The sequence below is a fragment of the Salinarimonas ramus genome (genome assembly GCF_014645695.1).
Taxonomy (GTDB): domain Bacteria; phylum Pseudomonadota; class Alphaproteobacteria; order Rhizobiales; family Beijerinckiaceae; genus Salinarimonas; species Salinarimonas ramus.
On the sequence record NZ_BMMF01000003.1, the window covers coordinates 219,985 to 243,361 of the forward strand.

Here is a 23,377-nt window from a genome sequence, read left to right on the forward strand (position 1 = left end):
CGCGTTCCTTCGAGAACGTCTATTGTGTGCACTGTACGTTTTTGGAGACGAAGCGCAAGCCTCACCTTGGGTGATCTTCGTCGAATGCGCGAACCCACGGCGCCGCCGTGCGAATTGCGCGGGCGTGCGGGCGTGGCTATCCTCTGTGCCCGGGCATGGTCCCGGACGTCAGCGTGCGGGAATTGCGACAGGTGCCGGTGCCAGCCGAGCGACGAGAGCCTCCGATCACGGGCCCCGTGCCGCGCCTGCACGAGCGGGTCTACACGATCCTCGCGGACGAGATCGGGGCCGGGCGCCTCGCCGACGGCACGCGTCTCACGGAGACGCAGGTCGCGGCACGCTTCGGCGTGAGCCGCCCTCCCGCGCGCCAGGCGCTGGCGCGTCTCGCGGAGGCCGGGCTCCTCGACAAGGCGGAGGGGCGCGGCTACCGGGTGCGCGCGGGCTCCATTCACGCCGCGAAGCAGCCCCTTCGCAGACCGCCCTCCGTCGAGCCGCTGCGCTCGGTCGCCTCCTGGGAGCGCATCTACGACGAGGTCGAGAGCGAGATCGTGGCGCGCACCCTCGTCGCGCAATGGCGCATCGTCGAGAGCGACCTCGCGCGGCATTACGGGGTGAGCCGCACCGTCGCGCGCGACGTCGTCGGGCGCCTCCAGCAGGCGGGGATCGTGCGCAAGGGCGAGCGCGCGCGCTGGATCGCGCCGGCGCTCTCGGCCCGCCATGTCGGCGAGCTCTACGAGGTGCGCGCCATCCTCGAGCCGGAGGCGCTGCGCCGGGCATTCGCCCGCGCGCCCGAGGCGCTCCTCGCGCGCATGGAGGATCGGCTCGCCGACGCCCTCGCCGCGCCGGAGCGGCTGACGGGCGCGGATCTGGACGCGTTGGAGGACGAGATGCACGTGCAGCTGCTCGGCCATTGCGGCAACGAGGCGCTCCTGCAGGCGATCCGGCTGCACCAGTCGCTGCTCATCGCCCACCGCTTCCTCTACCGGCGCACGCTGGCGATGTACGAGGTCGAGCCCTTCCTGCCCGAGCACAGGGAGATCGTGGGCCATCTGCGCGCCGGGCGCGTGGAGGAGGCGGCGGCGAGCCTGCGGGCCCACCTCACCGTCTCGCGCGCCCGCGCCATGGCCCGCATCGCGCGCATCCGCGAGGCCTTCGACCCGCCGGACCTCCCCTATCTCGAACGCCTCGCCCCCGCCGCCGACGAGGCGGCCTCGACCTGAGGCGTCACGCGCTCTCGAGTTCCCCCTCCCCCGCCCCCGCCCGGGCGAGCTCCAGGAAGGCGGCGAGCACCGGCGAGCGCGCGTCGCGGCGCCAGGCGACGCCCACGGCGACGGGATCGAACGCCTCCTCGAAGGCGAGGAAGCGGACGTCCGGCATGTGCAGGTTCCGCGCCACCGAGGGCACGATGGCGATGCCCATGTTGGCGCTCACGAGCCCCATCACCGTGTGGATCTGCGTCGCGTTCTGGACGAGGCGCGGCACGAACCCGCCGCGCTCGCACATGGCGACGATGCGCCCGTAGAAGAGCGGGCTGTTGCGCTGCGAGAACAGGATGAAGCTCTCCTGCGACAGCTCCGCGATGGACACGCGCTCGCGCGCGCCCAGCGGATGCGAACCCGGCACGGCGAGGAGGAAGTCCTGCTCCTCGAGCACCGCGTGGTCGAGGAGCGGGTCGGCGATGGGCGGGCGCAGGAGCCCGACGTCGATGCGCCGCTCGGCCAGCGCCTCCACCTGCTCCTGGATCGTCATCTCGTAGAGATCGAGCCGAACCGACGGATAGGCCTCCCGGAAGCGTCGCAGCAGCTGGGGCGCGATGCCGTAGGTGGAGGAATGGATGAAGCCCACGACGAGCTGCCCCACCTCGCCCGCGACGACGCGCTTCACCTCGTCCGCCGCCTTGTCGATGTCCGCGAGGATGCGATAGGCGCGCTCCAGGAAGGTGGCGCCCGCCGCCGTCAGCGTCACCGCGCGCTGGGTGCGCTCGAGCAGGACCACGCCGAGGCGCTCCTCGAGCTGCGCGATCTGCCGGCTCAGCGCCGGCTGGGCGATGTGCAGGCGCTGCGCCGCGCGCCCGAAATGCAGCTCCTCCGCCACGTGGACGAAGGAGCGGATCAGCCGCGTCTCCAGCATGCCGGTCCCCTCGCGATGCCGAACGGGCATCAATACGGTACCGACAATATATTGGACACAACGGAAAGCCAGTTCCTAACCTCCCGCCAACGATAAACATGAAAGGGAGGTCTTCCGTGAGCCTCGGATTCCGCGTCGTCACCGGCCATGTCCGCACCGATGCCGCGCTCGTGCGTGCGCTGGGCGAGATCCCGTGCGCCGTCCTCAGCGACAATCTCGGCCGGATGGTCGCGGGCGGGGCGCGGCTGCGCCCGATGCATCGCGGCGGGCGCCTCGCCGGCACGGCGCTGACCGTGAAGACGCGCCCCGGCGACAACCTGATGATCCACAAGGCCGCCGACATGGCAGAGCCCGGCGACGTCATCGTCGTCGACGCCGGCGGGGACCTCACGAACGCGCTCATCGGCGAGTTGATCATCGCCCATGCCCGCTCGCGCGGCGTCGTCGGCTTCGTCGTCGACGGCGCGGTGCGCGACATGGATGCGATCGGCCAAGACGACTTCCCCGTCTATGCCGCTGGCGTGAGCCATCGCGGCCCCTACAAGGACGGACCCGGCGAGGTGAACGTGCCGATCGCGCTCGACGGCATGGTGATCGAGCCGGGCGACGTAATCGTCGGCGACCTCGACGGCGTGCTCTGCGTGCCGCGGGCGCAGGCGGCGGAGCTCGTCGAGGCCGGGCGCGCGCAGATGGAGCGCGAGGCGAAGACGCTCGCCGCCATCGCCGGCGCGGGCTGGGACCGCGCCTGGGTCGACCAGATCCTTCGGGAGAAGGGCTGCGCGGGCGTCTGACGCCGCGCCTCGCCCCTCGAACCGACGAACGAACGAGACGCCCGCCAAGGGCGCGTCGCGACGAAGCATCGACAACGCAACGACAAGGGAGAAAACGCATGACCTCGACCAGGAGAACCGTGCTCTCGACCGCGCTCGGCCTCGGCCTCGCCGCCGCGACCGGCCTGAGCTTCGGCCTGAGCGCCGCCCCCGCCTCCGCGCAGGGCTGGGAGCCCACCCGTCCCATCCAGATCGTCGTCGGCTTCGCGCCCGGCGGCGGCACGGACCAGACAGCCCGCCTCATCGCGTCGGCGGCCCAGGAGCTCTTCCCCGTGCCGCTCGTCGTGGTGAACCGCCCCGGCGCCTCGGGCACGCTCGCCGCCGAGATCGTCGCCAACGCCGATCCCGACGGGCACACGCTCCTCGTCGGCGGCGGCAGCGAGAGCACGTCGGTCCCCAACCACATGGAGACCAATTACAGCCTCGACCAGTTCCGCGGCGTCGCCCGCGTGAACCGCGAGCACATGGTCATCGTGACGAAGGCCGGCAGCGGTCTCGACAGCGTCGAGGCGGTGGTGGAGCACGCCAAGGAGAACCCGGGCGACCTCGCCTACGCCTCCTCCGGCCCCGCCGGCATCCTGCATTCGGCCTTCCTCGTCTTCGAGAAGGAAGCCGGCATCGAGATGCAGCACGTGCCCTATCAGGGCGGCGCGCCGGCGCTCGCGGCGCTGCTGGGCGGTCACGTCGATCTCGCCATCATCACGCCGGGCGACGCCATGGCGCAGATGGAGGCGGGCAACGTGAACGCCATCGCCACGACCTCCGACCGCGCGCCCCAGATCCCGGACGTGCCCTCGCTCTCCGAGCTCGGCTACGACGTGAACCTCGAGAACATGAAGGGCCTCGTCGCCCCCGCCGCCACGCCGGACGAGGCGATCGCCTATCTCCAGGAGCGCTTCGAGCAGGCGATGCAGTCCGAAACCTTCGCCACGCTCGCCGAGCGCGCCAACATCCAGCCGGGTTACCTCTCCGGCCAGGAATTCGAGCAGGCGATGAGCGACATGTCCGCCGCCATCCGCGAGGCCATCGGCGAGCGCCCGGAGGGCAACTGATGAACGCCCCCCGCCTCCTCGGGATCGTCTTCGCCGCGGCGGCGCTCGCCTTCCTGCTGGTGCTCGTGCCCGATCTCGGCGACGACCCGTTCCTCGGTGGCGGGGGGTTCTACACCGTGGGGCCGACCGCGCTCCCCTATCTCGCGGGCGGCCTCGTCCTCCTCTTCTCCATCGCCGTCGCGCTTGAGGCGAAGCCCGCCGGGTCGGCCGACGGCGCGGGAGGCGGGCGGCTCGGCCTCGGCCTCCTCTTCGTCGGGCTGACGCTCGCTTATGCATTGGGCATGCTCGTCCTCGGCTTCCTCGCCGCCTCGATCCTGTTCCTCGCCGCGGTCTTCGCGCTCTACCGGCCGCGCTCGTGGATCGTTGCGACGATCCTCGCCATCGTCGTGCCCGTGGCCGTGGACGCCATCCTGCGCGAGCTCTTCCTCATCCCCCTGCCGTCGGGTCTCGTCTTCTGAGCCGGCCGGAGCCTCTCGATGGATCCGCTACTCCTCGCCCTGTGGGGCTTCACGACGCCGGCGGTGTTCCTGACGCTGCTCGGCTCCGTGGTGATCGGCCTCGTCATCGGCGCGATCCCCGGCCTGTCGGTCAACATCGCGGTGGCGCTCGCCGTGCCGCTGACGATCTTCATGCCCACCGAGCAGGCGCTGGTCATGCTCATCGGCCTGTACGGCTCGGGCATCTTCGGCGGCTCGATCTCGGCGATCCTGCTCAATGCGCCGGGCACGCCGGCGTCCGCCGCCACGATCTTCGACGGCTTCCCCATGGCCCGCGCGGGGCTCGCGACGAAGGCCTTGCGGATCTCGCTCGTCGCCTCGGTCTTCGGCTCGGTGTTCTCCATCGCGCTCCTCGTGATGCTCGCCCCGCAGCTCGCGCAATTCGCGCTTCGCTTCGGGCCGGTGGAGATCGCCTCGCTCCTGTTCTTCACCTTCCTCATCATCGGCGTCCTCTCCGGCGGCTCGCTGATGAAGGGGCTCCTCTCCGCCTCGATCGGCATGGCGCTCGCGACCATCGGCTCGGACCCGATGCTCGGCATCCCGCGCTTCACCTTCGGCTCGACCTCGCTGATGGACGGGCTCACCTACGTGCCGCTGCTGGTGGGCCTGTTCGCGCTTGCCGAGATCATCGAGGAGGCGACGAAGGGCTTCTCGAAGACCGCGCAGAAGGTCGAGCTCGCCGCCGAGGACCGCGCCGCCAACCGCATCACACGTACGGAGCTGAAGATGATGGGGGTGCCCATGCTGCGCGCCTCCGCCATCGGCTCGGCCATCGGCATCCTGCCGGGCATCGGCGCGACCATCGCCTCCTTCCTCGCCTATGCCGACGCCAAGCGCTCCGCGAAGGACGCCTCGCGCTTCGGCAAGGGCGACGTGCGCGGCGTCGCCGTCTCGGAGAGCTCGAACAACGCGGTCGTGGGCGCGACCTTCATCCCGACGCTCGCGCTCGGCATCCCGGGCGACGCCGTCACCGCGATCCTGCTCGGCGCGCTCGTGCTGCAGGGCGTGACGCCCGGCCCGCTGATCTTCATGACGGCGCCGGGGATCGTCTACACGATCTACTTCGCGCTGCTGCTCTCGACGATCCTGATGGGCGTCATCGGCTATTTCGCCGTGCGGCCGCTGGCGATGACGCTGCGCATCCCCAAGATCTACCTGATGCCGTGCGTGGCGCTGGTGTGCGTCGCGGGCAGCTACGTCGCGCGCAACAACATCGTCGACCTGTTCGTGATGATCGGCGCGGGCGTGCTCGGCTTCGTCTTCAACCGCACCGGCGTGCCGGTGGCGCCGCTCCTCATCACCTTCATCATCACACCGCCCTTCGAGGAGGCGCTGCGCCAGGCGCTGACGCGCTCCCAGGGCTCCTTCGCGCCGTTCCTGACGAACCCCGTCACGATCGGCCTCGCGCTCGTCGCGATCCTCCTCGTCCTCCTCTCGGCACGCCGCGAGCGTGCGCTCGCCGCGCGGGCGAGTGCCGAGAAGGCCGCCGACGATGGGGACGCCAAGGCATCGGAAGGCAGAGCATGACAGACACGATCGGCTTCATCGGCCTCGGCGTGATGGGTGCGGGCATGGCCCGCAACATCCTCGCCGCCGGCCATTCCCTCGTCGTCACCACCTCCTCGCGGGAAAAGGCCGACGCCTTCGCCGCCGCGGGCGCGCGGGTGGTCGAGAGCCCCGCCGAGGTGGCGCGGGAGGCGAGGATCGTCCTCACCTGCGTGCCCGAGGCGAGCGCGCTCGAGACCGTGGTCTCCGGCGAGACCGGCCTCGCCTCCGCCCCGTGGGAGGGCGGGCTCCTCGTCGATTGCAGCACGATCGCGCCCTTCGAGGCGCAGGCCGTGGAGCGGACGCTCGCCGCCGTCGGCGCGCGGATGATCGACGCGCCCGTCAGCGGCGGCAAGAAGGGCGCGGACGAGGGCGCGCTCACCATCATGGTCGGCGGCGATGCGGACGACGTCGCCCGCGCCCGCCCCGTGCTCGACGCCATGGGCAAGGCGATCCATCACGTCGGCCCGCTGGGCGCCGGCCAGGCGGTGAAGGCCTGCAACCAGCTCATGGTCGCGGTGAACATGATGGGCGCCTTCGAGGCCATCGCGCTCGCGCGCGCCGCGGGCGTCGATGCGCACGTGATGCGCGAGGTGCTCTCGACGGGCGCGGCGCGCAGCGGCGTCCTCGAGATGCACGCCAAGCGCTATGTCGACGATGCGCTCGAGGGCGGCTTCCGGGCCGAGCTGATGCGCAAGGACCTCGGCATCGCAGCCGCGATCGGCACGCATTACCGCCGCTCCCAGCCCGCCACCGCGCTGGCGCAGGAGATGATGCAGGCGACCTGCAACGCCGGCTTCGCCAAGCTCGACAGCGCGGCCATGGGCCGGCTCTACGACCTCCTCAACGGTCGCGCACGGGGAGACGCGTGATGTCCCGCGCCTTCTCCGTCGCACGGCTTCGCGCCTTCGCCGTCTCGGTCTTCGCCGCCGCCGGCCTCGACGATGCCGACGCCGAGACCGTCGCCGACGTCCTCGTCCACGCGGACCTGCGCGGGCACGGCTCGCACGGGCTCACCCGCATCCCGATCTACGCCGAGCGCATCGTCGCGGGCGCGGTGAAAGCGCGCCCCGAGATCCGGGTCGAGCGCCCTTCCCCGGGCTTCCTCCACGTCGACGGCGACAACGGGCCGGGCCCGGTGGTGACGCTGCGGGCGCTCGAGGCGGCGATCGCGGCGGCGCGCGAGCAGGGCGTCGTCGCGGCCTCGATCGCGCATTCGAACCACAACGGCGCCGGCTCCTTCTACGTCGAGAAGGCGATCGAGGCCGGCTGCCTCGCCTTCGCCATGACGAACGCCCCGCCCTCGATGGCGGTGTTCGGCGGGCGCGAGGCCGTGATCGGCACGAACCCGATCACCTTCGGCGCGCCGACCGCGAGCGAGGCCCCGCTCCTCCTCGACATGGCGACCTCCGTCGTCGCGCGCGGCAAGATCGTCGAGGGCGCCAAGCGCGGCGAGACCATCCCCCCCGGCTGGGCGCTCGATCGCGACGGGCGCCCGACGACGGACGCGGTGGCGGCCGAGAAGGGCGTCGTCCTGCCCTTCGGCGGGGCCAAGGGCTCGGCGCTCGCGATCATGGTGGAGCTCCTCACGGGCGTCCTCGCCGGCGGGCGCTTCGCCAAGTCGATGGGCAACCTCTATTCCGACTACGAGCTGACCCAGGACGTCGGGCACTTCCTTCTCGTCGTCGACCTCTCGCGCACCCATCTCGGCCCCGATTTCGCGGAGCGCGCGGGTGCGCTCGTCGCGGAGCTGACGGGGAGCGCGCCCGCGGAAGGCTTCGAGCGCATCCGCATGCCGGGCGAGGTCGAGGCGGAGCGCGCCCGCGACGTCGCGGCCCGCGGCATTGCGCTGCCGGACAACGTGGTGGCCGATCTCGACGCCGTCGCCCGCAAGGTCGGCGTCGCATCGCTGGGGGACGCGCCGTGAGCGAGCGACCGACCATCGTCTTCCTCGACCGCGACACGCTCCCGCCGAGCGTACGCCTGAAGGACTTCGCGCGGCCGGCGAACCTCGTCGTCCACGCCCGCACCCGGCCCGACGAGGTCGCGGCCCGCATCGCGGACGCCGACATCGTCGTCACCAACAAGGTGCGCGTCGACGCCGCCGCCATCGCCGGCGCGCCGCGCCTGAAGCTCGTCGCGCTGGCCGCGACGGGGTACGATCCGGTCGACGTCGCGGCGTGCGAGGCGGCGGGCATCCGTGTGGCGAACATCCGCGCCTACGCGACGCGCACGCTGCCCGAGCACACCTTCGCGCTGATCCTGGCGCTGCGCCGCTCGCTCGTGCCCTATGCGCGCTCGGTGACGGAGGGACGCTGGGAGGAGGCGGGGCAGTTCTGCTATTTCGACTACCCGATCGCCGATCTCGCCGGCTCGACGCTGGGCGTCGTCGGCGACGGCGCGCTCGGCAAGGCGGTGGCGCGCATCGCAGAGGCCTTCGGGATGGAGGTGCTGTTCTCCTCCTACAAGGGCGTCGCCGGGATGGGCCCGCTCTACACGCCCTTCGAGGAGGTGATGGCGCGCTCCGACGTGATCACGCTGCATTGCCCGCTCACGCCGCAGACGCGCAACCTGATCTCGGACGCCGAGTTCGCGCTGATGCGCCGCGCGCCGCTCCTGATCAACACCGCCCGCGGCGGTCTCGTCGACGAGGCCGCGCTCGCGCGTGCCCTCGATGCCGGCCTCGTCTCGGGTGCCGGCCTCGACGTGACGATCCCCGAGCCGCCGGGCGCCGACCACCCGATCCACGCGCTTGCGCGGCGCGAGAACGTCCTCGTTACGCCTCACGTCGCCTGGGCGAGCCGCGAGGCGACGCAGGCGCTCGCCGACCAGCTCGTCGACAACATCGACGCCTTCCTCGCCGGCACGCCGCGCAACCTGGTGGTCTAGCGCGCCTCGGCCACGATCTCGACCGCCTGCGCGGCGAGCTCGAGGCGAGCCGCGACTGGCTCTTCGAGACCGCCGGCGTCGCGCGCGACCTCTTCCGCACCTGAGGTGCGCGCTCAGCCGCCGGCCCGGGCGACGCGCCCGCCGCGCGTCGGCTGCGGCACGCCCGTGGTCGTGGGGTAGGAATAGGTCTCGCCGGCGAGAACGCGCGCGGCGAGGAAGGCGAAGCATTCAGCTTCGACCGCGTCCCCACGCCAGCCGACGGCCTCGGCGGGAACGACGTCGACGCCGGCGCGCTCGCCGATCATGCGCATGAGGGTGGGGTTGCGGCGCCCTCCCCCGCTGACGACGATGCGGCTCGGGCGCGCCGGCAGGCGGTCGAGCGCGCGCGCCACGGCGCACGCCGTGAAGGCCGTGAGCGTGGCCGCGCCGTCGGGGAGCGAGAGACCGTCCGCCATGGAGGCCTCGAAGCCGAAGCGGTCGAGGGATTTCGGGTAGGGCGCCGCGAGATAGGGGTGGGTCAGGAGCCGCGCGAGCCGCTCCTCGTCGACGCGGCCCTGCGCCCCGAGCGCGCCGTCGACGTCCATCGCGGCGCCGTTGTGACGGTGGACCCAGTCGTTGATCGGCGCATTCGCGGGCCCGGTGTCGAAGGCGTGGAGCGTACCCGCGCCGTCGCGCCAGGTGAGGTTCGCGACGCCGCCGAGATTGAGCACCGCGCTGTCGGGCCCCGCCCCGATCGTGTCGAGGAGGGCGGCGTGATAGACCGGCGCGAGCGGCGCGCCCTGCCCCCCGGCGGCGACGTCCGCCGAGCGGAAATCGTAGACCGTGTCGATGCCCGTGAGCGAGGCCATCAGCGCCCCGTCGCCGAGCTGGCGCGTGGCGCCGCGGCGCCCGCCGACCGGGCCGCGATGCAGCACCGTCTGCCCGTGGAAGCCGATCGCCGTCACGTCGGCGGGGGCGATGCCGCTCTGCGCGAGGAACGCGTTGACCGCGGCCGATTGCGCCCGCGTCAGCGCCGCCTCGGCCTCCGCGAAGACGGCCGGCTCAGGCCCCTCGAAATTCCAGGCGCGGGCTTCCGCGAGGGTGCGCCGCAGGAGGTCGCCCAGATCGACGCCGTAGGGCGCGAGCGTCCAGGGCCCGAAGGCGTGGATGCGCGTGCCGTCCGTGTCGAGGGCGGCGATGTCGACGTTGCCGTCGAGCACCGTGCCGGTCATCAGGCCGAGCGTCCAAGGCATGCCGAAACCTCCATCACCCACCAGCGGCGAGGAAGAATCGATAGCACGCGCCCGCGACGCGGATAAGGGCCGCGACGTCAGACGAAGAGAACCCGCTCGCGCACGACGAAGCGCTCGCCGGGGCGCTGCACGAAGAGCCCGATCTGATCGACGAGGAGCCCGTCGTCCGGGACGTGCGCGGCATGGAGTGTGGCGAGCTCGGCCTCGAGCCGCGCCACGTCCGCCGCCGGCGCGCGGCCCGTCAGCGTCAGGTGGAAGCGGAAGTGATCGAGGACGCCGGGATAGCCCCAGCGCATCAGGTTCTCGCGCTCGCCCTCCGAGAGCCGCTCGGGCCGCCGCCGCGCGATCTCGGCCTCGGTGAGCGTCGCGCGGAAATGGTCGAAGCCGATGACGAGGTCGCGCTCCAGCGCCAGGAGCTCCAGCGTCGGCTCGGGCTCGATCAGCGCGACGAACGCGTCCCCGGCGTCGTTGGCACCCACCGCACGGACCTCGAGACGCGGCAGGCGCAAGGCCGTGCGCGCGGCGCAGAAGTCCCGCAGCTCGGATATCAACGCATCCTCGCTCGCGTCCTCGGCGAGACGGAACGGCGCCTTCATCGTGGCGTGGAAGCCGTAGCGCCGCGGGTCCTCGGTGAGCGCGTGGAACGCGTCCGGCGCGAAGGAGGGCGGCACCAGCTGAGGCGTCTCCGCACCCGTCTCGGCGTCGTAGCCGAGGATCGCGCAGCCGAAGCGCCAGAGATCCGAATGCGCCGCGGGGGCGACGTAGAGGGCGTATCGCGTGCTCATAATCCGAGTGCGGCTCCGTCAGAGCGGGGATCGTGCGAGGCTTCCACGCGCCCGTCGCCCGGGTGCTTGGCCAGGAGCCCCGCATGGCCGAGCGTGTCCGAATAGGGCGCGTCGAGCACCTCGACCCTATGGCCGAGCCGTCTCAATCCCGCAACGAGGCTCTCGTCGACGCGTGCCTCGAGCTTGAGCGAGGTCGAGGTGTCGCCCCAGGTGCGCCCGAGCAGCCAGCGTGGGGCGTCGACTGCCTCGGCGGCATTGGCCCCGGCGCGGTAGCGCGTGATCACCTGCGCCTGCGTCTGCGGCTGGCCGTCCCCGCCCATGCAGCCATAGGCGACGACGCGCCCGTCCGCGAAGCGCGCGATCGCGGGGTTGAGCGTGTGGAAAGGCTTGCGGCCCGGCGCCAGCGGGTTGACCGCGTCGCGCGCCAGCGAGAAGGCCGCGCCGCGATTCTGCAGGGTGATGCCCGTCGACGGCAGCACGCAGCCCGAGCCGTATTCCCAGTAGAGCGACTGGATGAAGGAGACCGCGAGCCCGTCCCCGTCGATGGCGCCCATCCAGATCGTGTCCGCCTGCGAGCCGTCCCGCGGCCAGGGCGCGGCGCGCGACATGGAGATCGCCGCCGCCTCGCGGGCGAGGGACGCGTCCGCCAGCAGCTCCTGCGGATCGCCGTCGAGGCGCGCGGGGTCGCGCACGGCGTGGTCGCGGATCGCGAAGGCGCGCTTGACCGATTCGACGAGGCCGTGATGCCAGGAGACGTCGTCGACCCGCCCGAGCGCCAGGCGCTCGGCGATGCCGAGGATGGCGAGCGAAGCCAGGCCCTGGCTCGGAGGCGGCAAGTTGAAGACCTGGAGACCGGGAAGGTTCAGGGAGAGGGGACGCACCACGCGCGCCTCGTAGCGGCGCAGGTCCTCGCGCGTCACCGGCGCGCCGATGCGCTCCAGGTCGGCGGCGATCTCGCGGGCGACGTCGCCGGAATAGAAGTCCCGCAGCCCCGCATGGGCGAGCTGCGCGAGCGTGTCCGCCAGCGCCGGCGCGCGGCGCAGCGCCCCGGCTTCCGGAGGCTCGCCCTCGACGAGATAGGCCTCGCGGAAGCCCGGCGCGTCGAGGAGCGCGTCGCGCGCGTTCGGACCCTTGCCGTCGGCCCAGAGCCGCGCCTCGCTGCCGGCGACGGCGACGCCTTCGCGGGCGCGGCGGATGGCGTCCGCCAGCAGCGTCTCGAGCGGGAGGCGCCCGCCGCGCGCCCGGGCGAGCTCGCCCGCGAGCCGCCAGCCGTCGATGGTGCCCGGCACGGTGAGGGCCGCGAGAGGACCGCGGGTGGGGATCGTCTCGAGCTCGCGGTCGCGGTAGAAGGCCGGCGTCGCGAGCGATCCGGCGAAGCCGGCGGCGTCGATGGCGTGGACGCGCCCGTTGGGGTCGGACACGCACCAGAAGGCGTCCCCGCCGATGCCGTTCATGTGCGGATAGACGACCGCGATCGTCGCGGCCATGGCGATCATCGCCTCCACCGCGTTGCCGCCCTCGATCAGGATCGCGCGGCCGGCCTCGGATGCGGCCGCATGGGGCGCGGCGACGGCGGCGTGCGAGAAGGTCGGTGTCTCGAGGCGAGTCATGCGGGGGCTCCGGGACGCGATCAGGGGCGCGTCCCGTGTCTAGCGCGCGCGGAGGCGCGTGGCGAGAGGCCCTCTCCGCGCGCGGCGCGCGGCGGGCCTCCCGCCTCGCCCGTCACGCCATGTACTGCCCGCCGTTCACCGAGAGCGTCGACCCGGTGATGAAGCCCGCGCCGTCGGAGGCGAGGAAGGTCACGCAGCGCGCGATCTCCTCGGCCTCGCCGAGGCGGCCGACGGGGATCTGCGGGATGATCTTGGTGTCGAGCACTTCCTTGGGCACCGCCATGACCATCTCCGTGCCGATGTAGCCCGGCGCGATCACGTTGACCGTGATGCCCTTCGACGCGTTCTCCTGCGCCAGCGCCTTGGCGAAGCCGATCACGCCGGCCTTGGCGGCGGAATAGTTCGCTTGGCCCATCTGGCCCTTCTGGCCGTTGATGGAGGAGATGATGATGATGCGGCCGAACTTGCGCGCCTGCATGCCCTCGATGAGCGGGCGCGTCATCGTGAACATCGAATCGAGGTTCGTGCGCATGACGTCGGACCATTGCTCGAACGTCATCTTGTGGAACATGCGGTCGCGGGTGATGCCCGCATTGTTCACGAGCACGTCCACCGGCCCGAGATCGCCCTCGATCTGCTTCAGGCCCGCCTCGCAGGCGGCGGCGTCGGCGACGTCGAACTTGTAGACGGGAATGCCCGTCTCCTCCTTGAAGGCGTTGGCCTTCTCGTCGTTGCCGGCATAGGTGGCCGCGACCGAATAGCCGGCTTCCTTCAGCCCCTTCGAGATCGCGGCCCCGATGCCGCGGGTGCCCCCGGTGACCACTGCGACGCGTGACATGGCGTTGTCCTCCCGTTGTTCTCTCGTGGAGCACCGGGCGCGGCTCCCATCCGCACCCGGTGCATGCGTGTCGTTGCGCCGCTCAGCGCTCGAGGCACATGGCGACGCCCATGCCGCCGCCGATGCACAGCGTGACGAGGCCCTTCTTGGCGTCGCGCTTGCCCATCTCGAAGAGCAGCGTCGTGAGGACGCGCGCGCCCGACGCGCCGATCGGATGGCCGATGGCGATGGCGCCGCCGTTGACGTTCACGATCTCCGGGTCCCAGCCCATGTCCTTGTTGACCGCGAGCGCCTGGGCGGCGAAGGCCTCGTTGGCCTCGACGAGGTCGAGGTCCTGCACCTTCCAGCCGGCCTTCTCGAGCGCCTTGCGCGAGGCCGGGATCGGGCCCGTGCCCATCACCGCCGGGTCGACGCCCGCGGTGGCCCACGAGGCAATGCGTGCGAGCGGGGTGAGGCCGCGGCGCTGGGCCTCCTCGGCGCTCATCAGCACGAGGGCGGCGGCGCCGTCGTTGATGCCCGACGCGTTGCCCGCGGTCACCGTGCCCTCCTTCGAGAAGGCGGGGCGCAGCTTGCCGACGGCGTCGATGGTGGTGCCGTGGCGGGGATACTCGTCGGCGGCGATCACGGTCTCGCCCTTGCGGGTCTTGACCGTGTAGGCGACGATCTCGTCGTCGAAGCGCCCGGCCTTCTGGGCGGCCTCGGCCTTGTTCTGCGAGGCCACCGCGAAGGCGTCCTGCTCCTCGCGGGTGAGCTGCCAGCGGGAGGCGACGTTCTCGGCCGTGTTGCCCATGTGGTAGCCGTGGAAGGCGTCCATCAGGCCGTCCTTGAGCATCGTGTCCACGAGCTCGAGGGCGCCCATCTTGGTGCCGGCGCGCATGTGCGCGGCGTGCGGCGCCATGGACATGCTCTCCTGGCCGCCGGCGACGACGATCTTGGCGTCGCCGGTCGCGATCTGCTGCATGCCGAGCGCGACCGCGCGCAGGCCCGAGCCGCAGAGCTGGTTGATGCCGAAGGCCGTCGCCTCCTGCGGAATGCCGGCCTTCATCGCGGCCTGGCGGGCGGGGTTCTGGCCCTCGCCGGCGGCGAGGATCTGGCCGAGGATGACCTCGTCCACCTCGGCGCCGTCGACCTTGGCGCGCTCGAGCGCGCCCTTGAGGGCGGTGGCTCCGAGCTCGTGGGCGGGAATGGCGGCGAAGGCGCCGTTGAAGGCTCCGACGGGCGTGCGCGCGGCGGAGACGATGACGATGTCCTGGGCGGCCATGGAAATCCTTCCTGACGATCCTGCCTCGAAAACGGATCGGGACACCGCGACGCGGCTCCCGGCTCGGCGCTATCGAACCGCAGCCGACGCTCCAGTCAAGGCCGTGCAAGCACGCACGTCCGCGCCGCTGCAACGCGGCGCGCCTGCCGGGTGCGATGCGAAATAGCTGTTTCGGAGGCGGCGCGAAGCTTCTACAGTCGCGCGAGGGGAGACGCTCGGCGGGGCCGGTCAGACGAATTGACGAGGATTACCCGCACGCGTGCAGTCGAGTGACGAGGGCGCCATGGCCAGCGACGAGAAGCAGCCGACGGTCATCAAGAAATACGCCAACCGGCGGCTCTACCACACCGGGACCTCCACCTACGTGACGCTGGAGGATCTCGGCCTCATGGTCCGCGCCGGGGAGGACTTCGTGGTCACCGACGCCAAGACGGGCGAGGACATCACCCGCAGCGTGCTCACGCAGATCATCTTCGAGCAGGAGAACAAGGAAGGCGCGCAGAACCTGCTGCCGGTCGCCTTCCTGCGCCAGCTCATTCGCCTCTACGGCGATTCGATGCAGGCCATGGTGCCGACCTATCTCGAGTTCTCGATGGAGAGCTTCCTGCGCGAGCAGGCCAAGCTGCGCGAGCAGATGACGAGCGCCTTCGGCGGCAAGGCCTTCCCCTCGCTGGAGGAGCAGGTGCGCGCCAACATGAGCCTGTTCTCGGACGCGATGCGCATGTTCTCGCCCTTCCCGGGCGTGCGCGCGGACGCCATGCGCCGCCAAGCCGAGGCGCGGGGCGAGGGCGGCGGCGCACCCGCGAGCGGCGGCGGCGAGGATCCCGCGCGCGAGCTCCAGGACCTCAAGGCGCAGATGGCCGACATGCAGGCCAAGCTCTCGAAGATCGCCGACAAGGGCTGAGCGGGCGCGCCATTTGACATCCGCCGGTCGCGCGTGGAACACGTCGCGCGACCATCGACGAATTCGACGAGCACGAGAGAATGACCGTCCGCCTGCACCGCGGGGACCTGCCCGCCGACTACGTTCCCGGCCCCGCAATCGCGGTAGACACCGAGACGCTCGGCCTCAACCCGCTGCGCGACCGGCTGTGCGTCGTGCAGATCTCGAAGGGCGACGGGCATGCTGACGTGGTGCAGATCCTGCGGGACGGTCCGCGGCCGGAGCGGCTCGCGGCTTTGATGGGGGACGCGGACGTCCTCAAGATCTTCCACTTCGCGCGCTTCGACCTCGCCGTGCTGTTTCACGCGCTCGGGGTCATGCCGAGCCCGGTCTACTGCACCAAGATCGCCTCGAAGCTCACGCGCACCTACACCGACCGTCACGGCCTCAAGGACATCCTGCGCGAGCTCCTCGGCCAGGAGATCTCCAAGCAGCAGCAATCCTCCGACTGGGGCGCGGAGACGCTGACCCAGGCGCAGCTCGACTACGCGGCCTCGGACGTGCTGCACCTGCACGCGCTCAAGGACCAGCTCGACCTGCGCCTCGCGCGCGAGGGTCGCACCGCGGTGGCGCAGGATTGCTTCGCCTTCCTGCCCACCCGCGCCAAGCTCGACCTGATGGGCTGGCCCGAGGTCGATATCTTCGCGCATTCCTGAACTCCGCGGCGCATCACGGCATTTGCACGCACGCGCCGGGACGGGCATAAGTCTCGGGGCCACGGGCCTCATCTTCGCCACGAGCCGGCGCGATGACGCCGCGGCATTTGCGTCGAGGAGCCCGCTTGCACGCGAGAGCACCCACGAATTCGGTCGACCGCTCGCCGTCCCTCGCCGGGCGTCGCAGCTACACGCGTGCGCTGGCGCATTCGCGCCGCGTGCGCGTCCTCAAGCGCGCCATTCCCGTGGGCGCCGTGGCCGCCGTGGTGCTCGTCGTCGCGATCACGCTCTTCAATCCCTTCGCCTCGCAGGGCGGCCTCTCCATCGGCCCCGTCAACGTGTCGGGCACGCGCATCGTCATGGACGGCCCGCGCCTGTCGGGCTTCCAGGACGACACGCGCCCCTACGAGGTCACGGCGACCCAGGCCTCCCAGGACGTGCGCGAGCCGAACCTCGTCGACCTCGTCGACCTGCGCGCGCGCATCACCATCGACGATGCCGGCAACATCGTGCGCGTCGAGGCGGCGCAGGGGCGCTTCGACACCGAGGCCGAGCTCCTCGACCTCGAGCGCGACGTGCGCATCACCTCGACGCTCGGCTACACCGCCGACCTGCGCTCGGCGCGCATCGATTTCGGCGCGGGCACCGTCGTCTCGAACGAGCCCGTGCGCGTCGGCGTCGGCTCGGGTACGGTGGAAGCGAACGCCCTCTCCCTGTCGGAGGGCGGCGACGTCATCACCTTCACGGGTGGCGTGACCTCCACCTTCCTGCTCGGCGCCGAGGGCGAAGAGGCGGCCGCGGCCGCGGCCTCCCCTGCGGCTTCCTCCAGGAGCAACGATCCGTGACAGATCCGAACCGTCGGCCCCAGGCCCGATCGAGGGAGCCCCATTCCGTGCATTCCGCGCGTCGTCCGTCCCGCTCGTACGTCCTCGCCGCCGTCCTCGCCTCGGCGATGGGCGGTGCTCTCTGCCTCCACGGCGTCCCGGCGCTCGCCCAGAGCGAGCGCACCGGCGCCTTCGCCGGGCTCGGCTCCACCTCGCAGGCGCCGATTCGCATCGACGCCGACCGGCTCGACGTGTTCGAGCGCGAGGGCCGCGCGGTCTATGCCGGCAACGTCGTCGCCGTGCAGGGCAACACGACCATGCGCTGCGCCTCGCTGACGATCTTCTTCGCCCGCCAGGGCGAGGATGCCGGGGCGGCGGCGCAGGACCAGGGCGAGGGCGGCGGCACCGAGAGCATCGACCGGATCGAGTGCGAAGGGCCGGTCACCATCCTCTCCGAGGACCAGGTCGCCACCGGCGCGCGCGCCATCTACGATCGGCGGGCGGGCGAGGTCGTGCTCACCGGCGACGTGGCGCTCAGCCAGGGGCAGAACGTCACCCGCGGGGAGCGGCTCGTCTACGACGTCGACGCCGGCGTCGCCAACATCGAATCCGGCGGGAACCAGCGCGTTCGTGGGCTTTTCGTCCCAGGCGGCGCGCAGTAAGACCGGGTGCCACGGGGCGAAGGGGGATCTGACGCGTGGATCAGAGGCGGCCGCAGGCTGGACAGGCGCACGGGATCGGCGTCGCGCGAGGCCCCGAGGACGGGGCCGCGACGCATGACCCGCGCCCGGACGCGTTCGCGCAGCAGGAGCCGCGACACGCCGACGATCCGCGCGATGCGGAGGCCTGGGATCCCCACGGTCACGATCCCCACGCCCACGATCCCCACGCCCGCGATCCCCACGCCCGCGATCCCCACGCCTATGAGCCCCACGCCTACGAGCACCACGCCTACGAGCCCGATGCGCCCGAGGCCGATCGGAGCGCGCTGGAGGAGCCCCCGCCGCCGCCCGCGCGCCCGAGCGTGCTCTCGCGCTTGAGGACGCTCCTGCCCCGCCGCCGCGAAGCCGGCGCGCATGACATCGCGCACCACGACGAGGAGGGGCCCGCCGCGATTCTCGGTGGGCCTGGCGTGCTCGCGGTGAAGGGCCTGCAGAAATCCTATCGCGGCCGCATGGTCGTGAACGACGCCGCCCTCGCCGTGCGCAACGGCGAGGCCGTGGGGCTGCTCGGGCCGAACGGCGCCGGCAAGACGACGATCTTCTACATGATCACCGGCCTCGTCGCGGCGGACCGGGGCATGATCAGCCTCGACGGCAACGACGTCACGATGATGCCGATGTATCGCCGCGCGCGGCTCGGCATCGGCTACCTGCCGCAGGAGGCCTCGATCTTCCGCGGGCTGAACGTCGAGGACAACATCCGCGCGGTGCTCGAGGTGGTGGAGCCCGACCGCGACCGGCGCGAGGCGAAGCTCGACGAGCTCCTGGAGGAATTCTCCATCGCGCGCCTGCGCAAGTCGCCGTCGATCGCGCTCTCGGGCGGCGAGCGGCGGCGCTGCGAGATCGCGCGCGCGCTCGCCTCCGACCCGTCCTTCATGCTGCTCGACGAGCCCTTCGCGGGCATCGACCCGATCGCGGTGGGCGACATCCAGAACCTGGTGCGGCACCTGACGAAGCGCGGCATCGGCGTGCTGATCACGGACCACAACGTGCGCGAGACGCTGGGCCTCATCGACCGCGCCTACATCATCCATTCGGGACGCGTCCTCACCGAGGGCACGCCCGGCGAGATCGTCGCGAACCGTGAGGTGCGCAAGCTCTATCTCGGCGAGGATTTCCGGCTCTGAGCCGCCCAGCTCAGCGCAGCGCCGCGACGCGGGCCTTCGCCTCGGTCTCGGGGGTCAGCGCGTTCATCAGGTAGGGCCGGCGCAGGCCGTAGATCTTGTGGAAGACCTTCTCGACGTCGCGGATGTAGAAGGGCTTCTCGAGCAGCGCCTCGACACCGAAATGCTTGAGCGCGCCGGGCAGGCTGTCGCCGGGCGAGACGCTCATGATCAGGAGCTTCGTGTTCGGCGCGACCTCACGGGCCTGGCAGGCGGTCTCGAGCCCGTCCATGCCCTTGAGGTGCATGTCGAACAGCGCGAGATCGTAGCTCGTCAGCTGCAAGAGCTTGAGGGCATGGCGGCCGGCGTCCGTCTCGTCGATCTCGAAGCGGAAGCGGCTGCGCTCGAAGATCTTGCGCACGGTGGCGCGCGCGGAATCCGAATGGTCGACGAGGAGCAGCCGCAGGGGCTGGCGCATGCGCCGGTGGTTCTTCAGGAGCGCGGTGACGTGGTCGACGTCCACCGGCTTCTTCAGGAACTCGTAGGCGTCGAGCTCGACCGATAGGTCGACCCAGTGCTTCATCACGCCGTCGGCCATGAGGATGGTGAGCGGGCGCACGCCCTGGTGACGCGCCACCGCCATCGCCTCCGCGCCGGACATGCCCTCCATGTGGACGTTGACGAAGGCGATGTCGGGCCGGCTCTTGGTCAGGACCTCGAGCGTCTCGCGCCCGCCGGTCGCCTCGATCACCTCCATGCCCGGGTCGAAGCCCTTGAGCGTGACCGCGAGGCTCAGCCGCGCGCCCGCCGCGGGATCGGCGACGAGAACGCGCACGGCACGGCGCTCGTCGGCTCCTCTGCGCGCGGCTCGCTCGACCATGAGGTTCCTTTCCGTCTCGGATGACGAATTTCACGGTAAGCGGGAATGCTTTTCATATGGTTACCCCGATGGCGGAGGCGCCCGCATCCGCAGCCATCGCGCGAGGCGAGCCGCGTGCGCTACCGTCGGCGCGCACGCGGATGCGCCGCCTCCACGGCGGCGAGGAGGCTGCCCGCGTCGACGCGGGTGTAGATCTGCGTCGTCGACAGCGAGGCGTGGCCGAGCAGCTCCTGGATCGCCCGCAGGTCCCCGCCCCGACCCAGGAGATGCGTCGCGAAGGAATGGCGCAGCGCGTGCGGCGTCGCCGTGTCCGGCAGGCCGAGCGCGCCGCGCAGCCGCGCCATGGCACCCTGGACGATGCGCGGGTTGAGCGGCCCGCCCTTCTCGCCGCGAAAGAGCGGCGCGTCCGGGGCGAGCGGATGCGGGCAGGCCGAAAGATAGGCCCCCACCGCCTCCGCCACGGCGGGGATGATCGGCACGGCGCGCACGCGCCCGCCCTTGCCCGCGACGCGCAAAGGAACGCCCGCCTGGACCGGCGCGTCCCGTCGCGCGATGCCGAGCGCCTCGGAGATGCGCAGGCCCGCCCCGTAGAGCAGCGCCAGCACGGCGGCGTCGCGCACGAGCACCCAGGTCGGCCGGTCCTCGTCCGCACGCAGATCCGGGTCGGTCAGCGCGATCGCGGCGGCAGGCGAGACCGGGCGCGGCAGGTCGCGCTTGCGCCGCGGCCCGCGCACGGCGGCGACGCCCGCCATCTCGATCCCGGTCTCCCGGGAGAGGCGGCGCACGAAGCCGCGAACGGCGGCGAGCTTGCGCGAGAGCGTGGCGTCGACCGCCCCGTCCGCCCGCCGCGCGGCGAGGAACGCCCGCAGGTCGCGCGCCGGCAGCGCGACGAGCGCCGCCGCGTCCGGCGGCCCGCCGAGATGCTCGGCGAGGAAGGTCAGGCATTGGCGGATGTCGCGGCCATAGGCCTCGATCGTGTTCGGCGCATAACGCCGCTCCGTGGCGAGCGCCATGAGATGCGCCCGCAAAGCGGCGTCGATTTCGGGGGCGATCATGGGCAAGCCCTCTCCTTCCCTGTCGGGGAAGGTGGATCGACGCGAAGCGGCGAGACGGATGGGGCACGCCGCAAGGCGTGCTCGGCGAAGCCGAGATCCACCCGCGAGAGTCTAGCGACGGACCCCAGCCCTGGCCGCCTGCGGCGGCATTCCCCTCCCCTGCAAGGAGGGAGCGGGTCGGTGCAGGTCACGAAGGTCACGTTCGTCTCGTCCCGCCATGGCGCTCGCGGCGTCGATCGCGTAAGTGTCCCCGCACAGGCTCACCAAATCGTCAACGCCGCCCGCTCATCGCTCGGATCCATGCCTCAGACGCTGGCGGACGTCCTCGTCCCGCTGCCCCTCGACACCCTGTTCAGCTACCGCGTCCCCGACGGCATGACGCTCGTGCCCGGGCAGCCGGTGCGCGTGCCCTTCGGGCAGCGCGAGGCCGTGGGCGTGGTCTGGGGGCTGCGGGCCGGCGAGGGCTCGAACCTGAAGGTGCTCTCGGGGCCGATCGAGGCACCGCTCCTGCCCGATCCGCTGCGTGCGCTCCTCGACTTCGTCGCGCATTGGACGCTCGCGCCGCGCGGCGCCGTCCTGCCCATGGCGCTCAAGCTCGCCGATCCGGACCGGCCCGAGACCACGCGCGTCGGCGTGCGCCCGACGGGGACCCTTCCCCGGCGCATGACGCCCGCCCGCGAGCGCGTCCTCGCCGCCATCGCCGACGGCGCCGTGCGGCAGAAGCGCGACCTCGCGCTGGAGGCGGGCGTGAGCGCCGGCGTCGTCGACGGGCTCGTCGACGAGGGCGTGCTGGAGACGCTCCCGCTGATCGACCCGAAGCCCCCCGCCCCCGATCCCGATCATGCGCCCGCCGCCCTCTCGGACGCGCAGCGCGCCGCGGCGTGCGCCCTCGCCGAGGCCGTGCGCGAGACCGCGAGCGGCGTCCCCGCACCGGTGCTGCTCGAAGGCGTCACCGGGTCGGGCAAGACGGAGGCGTACTTCGAGGCCATCGCGGAAGCGCTCCGGATGGACGCGCAGAGCCTCGTCCTGATGCCGGAGATCGCGCTCACCTCGACCTTCCTCGACCGCTTCGCCGCACGCTTCGGCGCGCGCCCCGCCGCCTGGCATTCCGGCGTCACCGGCAAGAAGCGCGAGCGGCTCTACGCCGACATCGCGTCGGGCGCCGCCAAGGTGATCGTCGGCGCGCGCTCGGCGCTGTTCCTGCCTTATGCCAAGCTGCGCCTCGTCGTCGTCGACGAGGAGCACGACGCCGGCTACAAGCAGGAGGACGGCGTCCACTACCACGCCCGCGACATGGCGGTGATGCGCGCGCGGCTCGAGCCCGCCGCCCTCGTGCTCGCCTCCGCGACGCCTTCGCTCGAGACGCGGGTGAACGCCGAGCGCGGGCGCTACCGGCACCTTCGCCTGCCCGAGCGCTTCGGCGGGCGTACGCTCCCGCAGATCGCCGCCGTCGACATGCGCAAGGACGGCCCGCCCCAGGGCCGCTGGATCGCACCGCCCCTCGCGGCGGCGATGGAGGCGGCGCTCGCGCGCGGGGAGCAGGCGCTCCTCTTCCTCAACCGTCGCGGCTTCGCGCCGCTGACGCTCTGCCGCGCCTGCGGGCATCGCTACGAGTGTCCCAACTGCACCGCCTGGCTCGTCGAGCACCGCTTCCGCCGCGCGCTCGTCTGCCACCATTGCGGCCACGTGGAGCGCACGCCGAGCCATTGCCCCTCCTGCGGCGGAGTGGACACGATCGTCCCCTGCGGCCCGGGGGTGGAGCGCATCGCGGAGGAGGCGGCGGCGCTCTTTCCGGAGAAGCGCGTGATCACGCTCTCCTCGGACTTCCCCGGCGGAGCGGAGCGGTTGCGCGCCGAGCTCGACGAGATCGCGTCGGGGGCCTGCGACATCGTCATCGGCACGCAACTCGTGGCGAAGGGGCATAATTTCCCGCTGCTCTCGGTGGTCGGCGTCGTCGACGCCGATCTCGGGCTGACCTCCGGCGACCCGCGCGCGGCGGAGCGCACCTTCCAGCTCCTGCAGCAGGTGACCGGGCGCGCCGGGCGCGGCGATCGGCCCGGCCGCGCCTATCTGCAGACCTACCAGCCCGGCCATCCGGTGATCGCGGCTCTGCTCTCGGGCGACGCGGAGCGGTTCTATGCGGAGGAGACCGCGCAGCGCGAGGCGGCGCGCCTGCCGCCCTTCGGGCGCCTTGCCGCCCTCGTCGTTTCGGGCACCGACAAGGACGCCACCCACGCCCACGCCCGCGCCCTCGTGCGCGCGGCGCATGCGATGGGCGTCATCGACGCCGACCTCTCGGTGCTCGGCCCGGCGGAGGCGCCGATCGCCGTCATCCGCGGGCGCCACCGCGTGCGCATCCTCGTGCGCGCCGCCCGCACACGCGACCTGCAGGGCTTCCTGCGCGACTGGCTCGCCGCGGGCCCCCGCCCGAAGGGCAACATCCGCGTTCAGGTGGATGTCGATCCGCAGAGCTTCTTGTGACAGGCGAACACGGTTCGTGCTCGGCCCCGGTGACGAGGCGGGCA

The 23,377-nt window shown here is 72.0% G+C and carries 22 protein-coding genes; 14 read left to right on the plus strand and 8 right to left on the minus strand.

Annotated features, from left to right (window positions below; genetic code table 11):
* Window positions 1-236: 236 nt before the first annotated feature.
* Entirely contained in the window at window positions 237-1,220 is a 984-nt protein-coding gene (locus IEX89_RS05620) for a GntR family transcriptional regulator (protein WP_210317581.1), read from the plus strand.
* Window positions 1,221-1,224: 4 nt separating this feature from the next.
* Here IEX89_RS05620 and IEX89_RS05625 read toward each other — a convergent pair whose 3' ends face one another.
* Entirely contained in the window at window positions 1,225-2,130 is a 906-nt protein-coding gene (locus IEX89_RS05625; protein WP_188910506.1) for a LysR family transcriptional regulator, read from the minus strand.
* Between the two features lie 116 nt (window positions 2,131-2,246).
* Here IEX89_RS05625 and IEX89_RS05630 point away from each other — a divergent pair, with 116 nt between their 5' ends.
* The 7 genes from IEX89_RS05630 to IEX89_RS05660 all read left to right on the plus strand — a co-directional run bounded on the left by IEX89_RS05630 (window position 2,247) and on the right by IEX89_RS05660 (window position 8,943).
* The gene (locus IEX89_RS05630; RefSeq protein WP_244645109.1) at window positions 2,247-2,921 is read left to right on the plus strand and encodes an RraA family protein; all 675 of its coding nucleotides are present in this window, start codon (window positions 2,247-2,249) and stop codon (window positions 2,919-2,921) included.
* Window positions 2,922-3,019: 98 nt separating this feature from the next.
* Window positions 3,020-4,012 carry a Bug family tripartite tricarboxylate transporter substrate binding protein gene (locus IEX89_RS05635; RefSeq protein ID WP_188910510.1) on the plus strand — a complete coding sequence of 331 codons (993 nt, stop codon included), beginning with the start codon at window positions 3,020-3,022 and terminating at the stop codon, window positions 4,010-4,012.
* Entirely contained in the window at window positions 4,012-4,470 is a 459-nt protein-coding gene (locus IEX89_RS05640) for a tripartite tricarboxylate transporter TctB family protein (RefSeq protein WP_188910512.1), read from the plus strand. Before IEX89_RS05635 ends, IEX89_RS05640 begins: the two co-directional genes overlap by 1 nt.
* 18 nt (window positions 4,471-4,488) lie before the next feature.
* The gene (locus tag IEX89_RS05645; RefSeq protein WP_188910514.1) at window positions 4,489-6,036 is read left to right on the plus strand and encodes a tripartite tricarboxylate transporter permease; all 1,548 of its coding nucleotides are present in this window, start codon (window positions 4,489-4,491) and stop codon (window positions 6,034-6,036) included.
* On the plus strand, window positions 6,018-6,926 hold the full coding sequence (locus tag IEX89_RS05650) for an NAD(P)-dependent oxidoreductase (RefSeq protein WP_244645127.1): 909 nt from the start codon (window positions 6,018-6,020) through the stop codon (window positions 6,924-6,926). Before IEX89_RS05645 ends, IEX89_RS05650 begins: the two co-directional genes overlap by 19 nt.
* A complete protein-coding gene (locus IEX89_RS05655) occupies window positions 6,926-7,981 on the plus strand; it encodes an Ldh family oxidoreductase (RefSeq protein WP_188910518.1) in 1,056 nt (351 codons plus the stop codon). The genes IEX89_RS05650 and IEX89_RS05655 overlap by 1 nt, the downstream gene beginning before the upstream one ends.
* Window positions 7,978-8,943 carry a D-2-hydroxyacid dehydrogenase gene (locus tag IEX89_RS05660; RefSeq protein ID WP_210317582.1) on the plus strand — a complete coding sequence of 322 codons (966 nt, stop codon included), beginning with the start codon at window positions 7,978-7,980 and terminating at the stop codon, window positions 8,941-8,943. Before IEX89_RS05655 ends, IEX89_RS05660 begins: the two co-directional genes overlap by 4 nt.
* Before the next feature lie 113 nt (window positions 8,944-9,056).
* On the opposite strand, the gene IEX89_RS05665 is transcribed toward IEX89_RS05660, so the two are convergent.
* The 5 genes from IEX89_RS05665 to IEX89_RS05685 all read right to left on the minus strand — a co-directional run bounded on the left by IEX89_RS05665 (window position 9,057) and on the right by IEX89_RS05685 (window position 14,669).
* The gene (locus IEX89_RS05665) at window positions 9,057-10,175 is read right to left on the minus strand and encodes an anhydro-N-acetylmuramic acid kinase (protein WP_188910520.1); all 1,119 of its coding nucleotides are present in this window, start codon (window positions 10,173-10,175) and stop codon (window positions 9,057-9,059) included.
* Window positions 10,176-10,252: 77 nt separating this feature from the next.
* Window positions 10,253-10,960, minus strand: coding sequence for a DUF1045 domain-containing protein (locus tag IEX89_RS05670; protein ID WP_188910522.1), 708 nt, complete (start codon window positions 10,958-10,960; stop codon window positions 10,253-10,255).
* Window positions 10,957-12,570: a gamma-glutamyltransferase family protein gene (locus IEX89_RS05675; protein ID WP_188910523.1), complete on the minus strand. Its 1,614-nt coding sequence runs from the start codon at window positions 12,568-12,570 to the stop codon at window positions 10,957-10,959. Before IEX89_RS05675 ends, IEX89_RS05670 begins: the two co-directional genes overlap by 4 nt.
* 112 nt (window positions 12,571-12,682) lie before the next feature.
* Window positions 12,683-13,408 carry an acetoacetyl-CoA reductase gene (phbB, locus tag IEX89_RS05680; protein ID WP_188910525.1) on the minus strand — a complete coding sequence of 242 codons (726 nt, stop codon included), beginning with the start codon at window positions 13,406-13,408 and terminating at the stop codon, window positions 12,683-12,685.
* A gap of 82 nt (window positions 13,409-13,490) precedes the next feature.
* Window positions 13,491-14,669, minus strand: a complete 1,179-nt coding sequence (locus IEX89_RS05685) for an acetyl-CoA C-acetyltransferase (RefSeq protein WP_188910527.1) — start codon at window positions 14,667-14,669, stop codon at window positions 13,491-13,493.
* A 283-nt stretch (window positions 14,670-14,952) separates the two neighbouring features.
* Between IEX89_RS05685 and phaR the strand changes: the two genes are divergently transcribed.
* The 5 genes from phaR (at window position 14,953) to lptB (ending at window position 18,941) form a co-directional block, all read left to right on the plus strand.
* Entirely contained in the window at window positions 14,953-15,573 is a 621-nt protein-coding gene (gene phaR / locus IEX89_RS05690; RefSeq protein ID WP_188910529.1) for a polyhydroxyalkanoate synthesis repressor PhaR, read from the plus strand.
* Window positions 15,574-15,653: 80 nt separating this feature from the next.
* Window positions 15,654-16,268: a ribonuclease D gene (locus IEX89_RS05695; RefSeq protein ID WP_188910531.1), complete on the plus strand. Its 615-nt coding sequence runs from the start codon at window positions 15,654-15,656 to the stop codon at window positions 16,266-16,268.
* 125 nt (window positions 16,269-16,393) lie between these two features.
* Window positions 16,394-17,113, plus strand: a complete 720-nt coding sequence (locus IEX89_RS05700; RefSeq protein WP_188910533.1) for an LPS export ABC transporter periplasmic protein LptC — start codon at window positions 16,394-16,396, stop codon at window positions 17,111-17,113.
* 47 nt (window positions 17,114-17,160) lie between these two features.
* On the plus strand, window positions 17,161-17,754 hold the full coding sequence (locus tag IEX89_RS05705) for an LptA/OstA family protein (protein WP_188910535.1): 594 nt from the start codon (window positions 17,161-17,163) through the stop codon (window positions 17,752-17,754).
* 326 nt (window positions 17,755-18,080) lie between these two features.
* Entirely contained in the window at window positions 18,081-18,941 is an 861-nt protein-coding gene (lptB, locus tag IEX89_RS05710; protein WP_188910994.1) for an LPS export ABC transporter ATP-binding protein, read from the plus strand.
* Window positions 18,942-18,951: 10 nt separating this feature from the next.
* Here lptB and IEX89_RS05715 read toward each other — a convergent pair whose 3' ends face one another.
* Entirely contained in the window at window positions 18,952-19,797 is an 846-nt protein-coding gene (locus IEX89_RS05715; protein ID WP_188910537.1) for a response regulator, read from the minus strand.
* 119 nt (window positions 19,798-19,916) lie between these two features.
* Window positions 19,917-20,852, minus strand: a complete 936-nt coding sequence (locus IEX89_RS05720) for a tyrosine recombinase XerC (protein WP_188910539.1) — start codon at window positions 20,850-20,852, stop codon at window positions 19,917-19,919.
* A 300-nt stretch (window positions 20,853-21,152) separates the two neighbouring features.
* Between IEX89_RS05720 and IEX89_RS05725 the strand changes: the two genes are divergently transcribed.
* Window positions 21,153-23,333 (plus strand): primosomal protein N', encoded by a 2,181-nt coding sequence (locus tag IEX89_RS05725; protein ID WP_188910541.1) that lies wholly within the window; start codon window positions 21,153-21,155, stop codon window positions 23,331-23,333.
* Window positions 23,334-23,377: the final 44 nt, after the last annotated feature.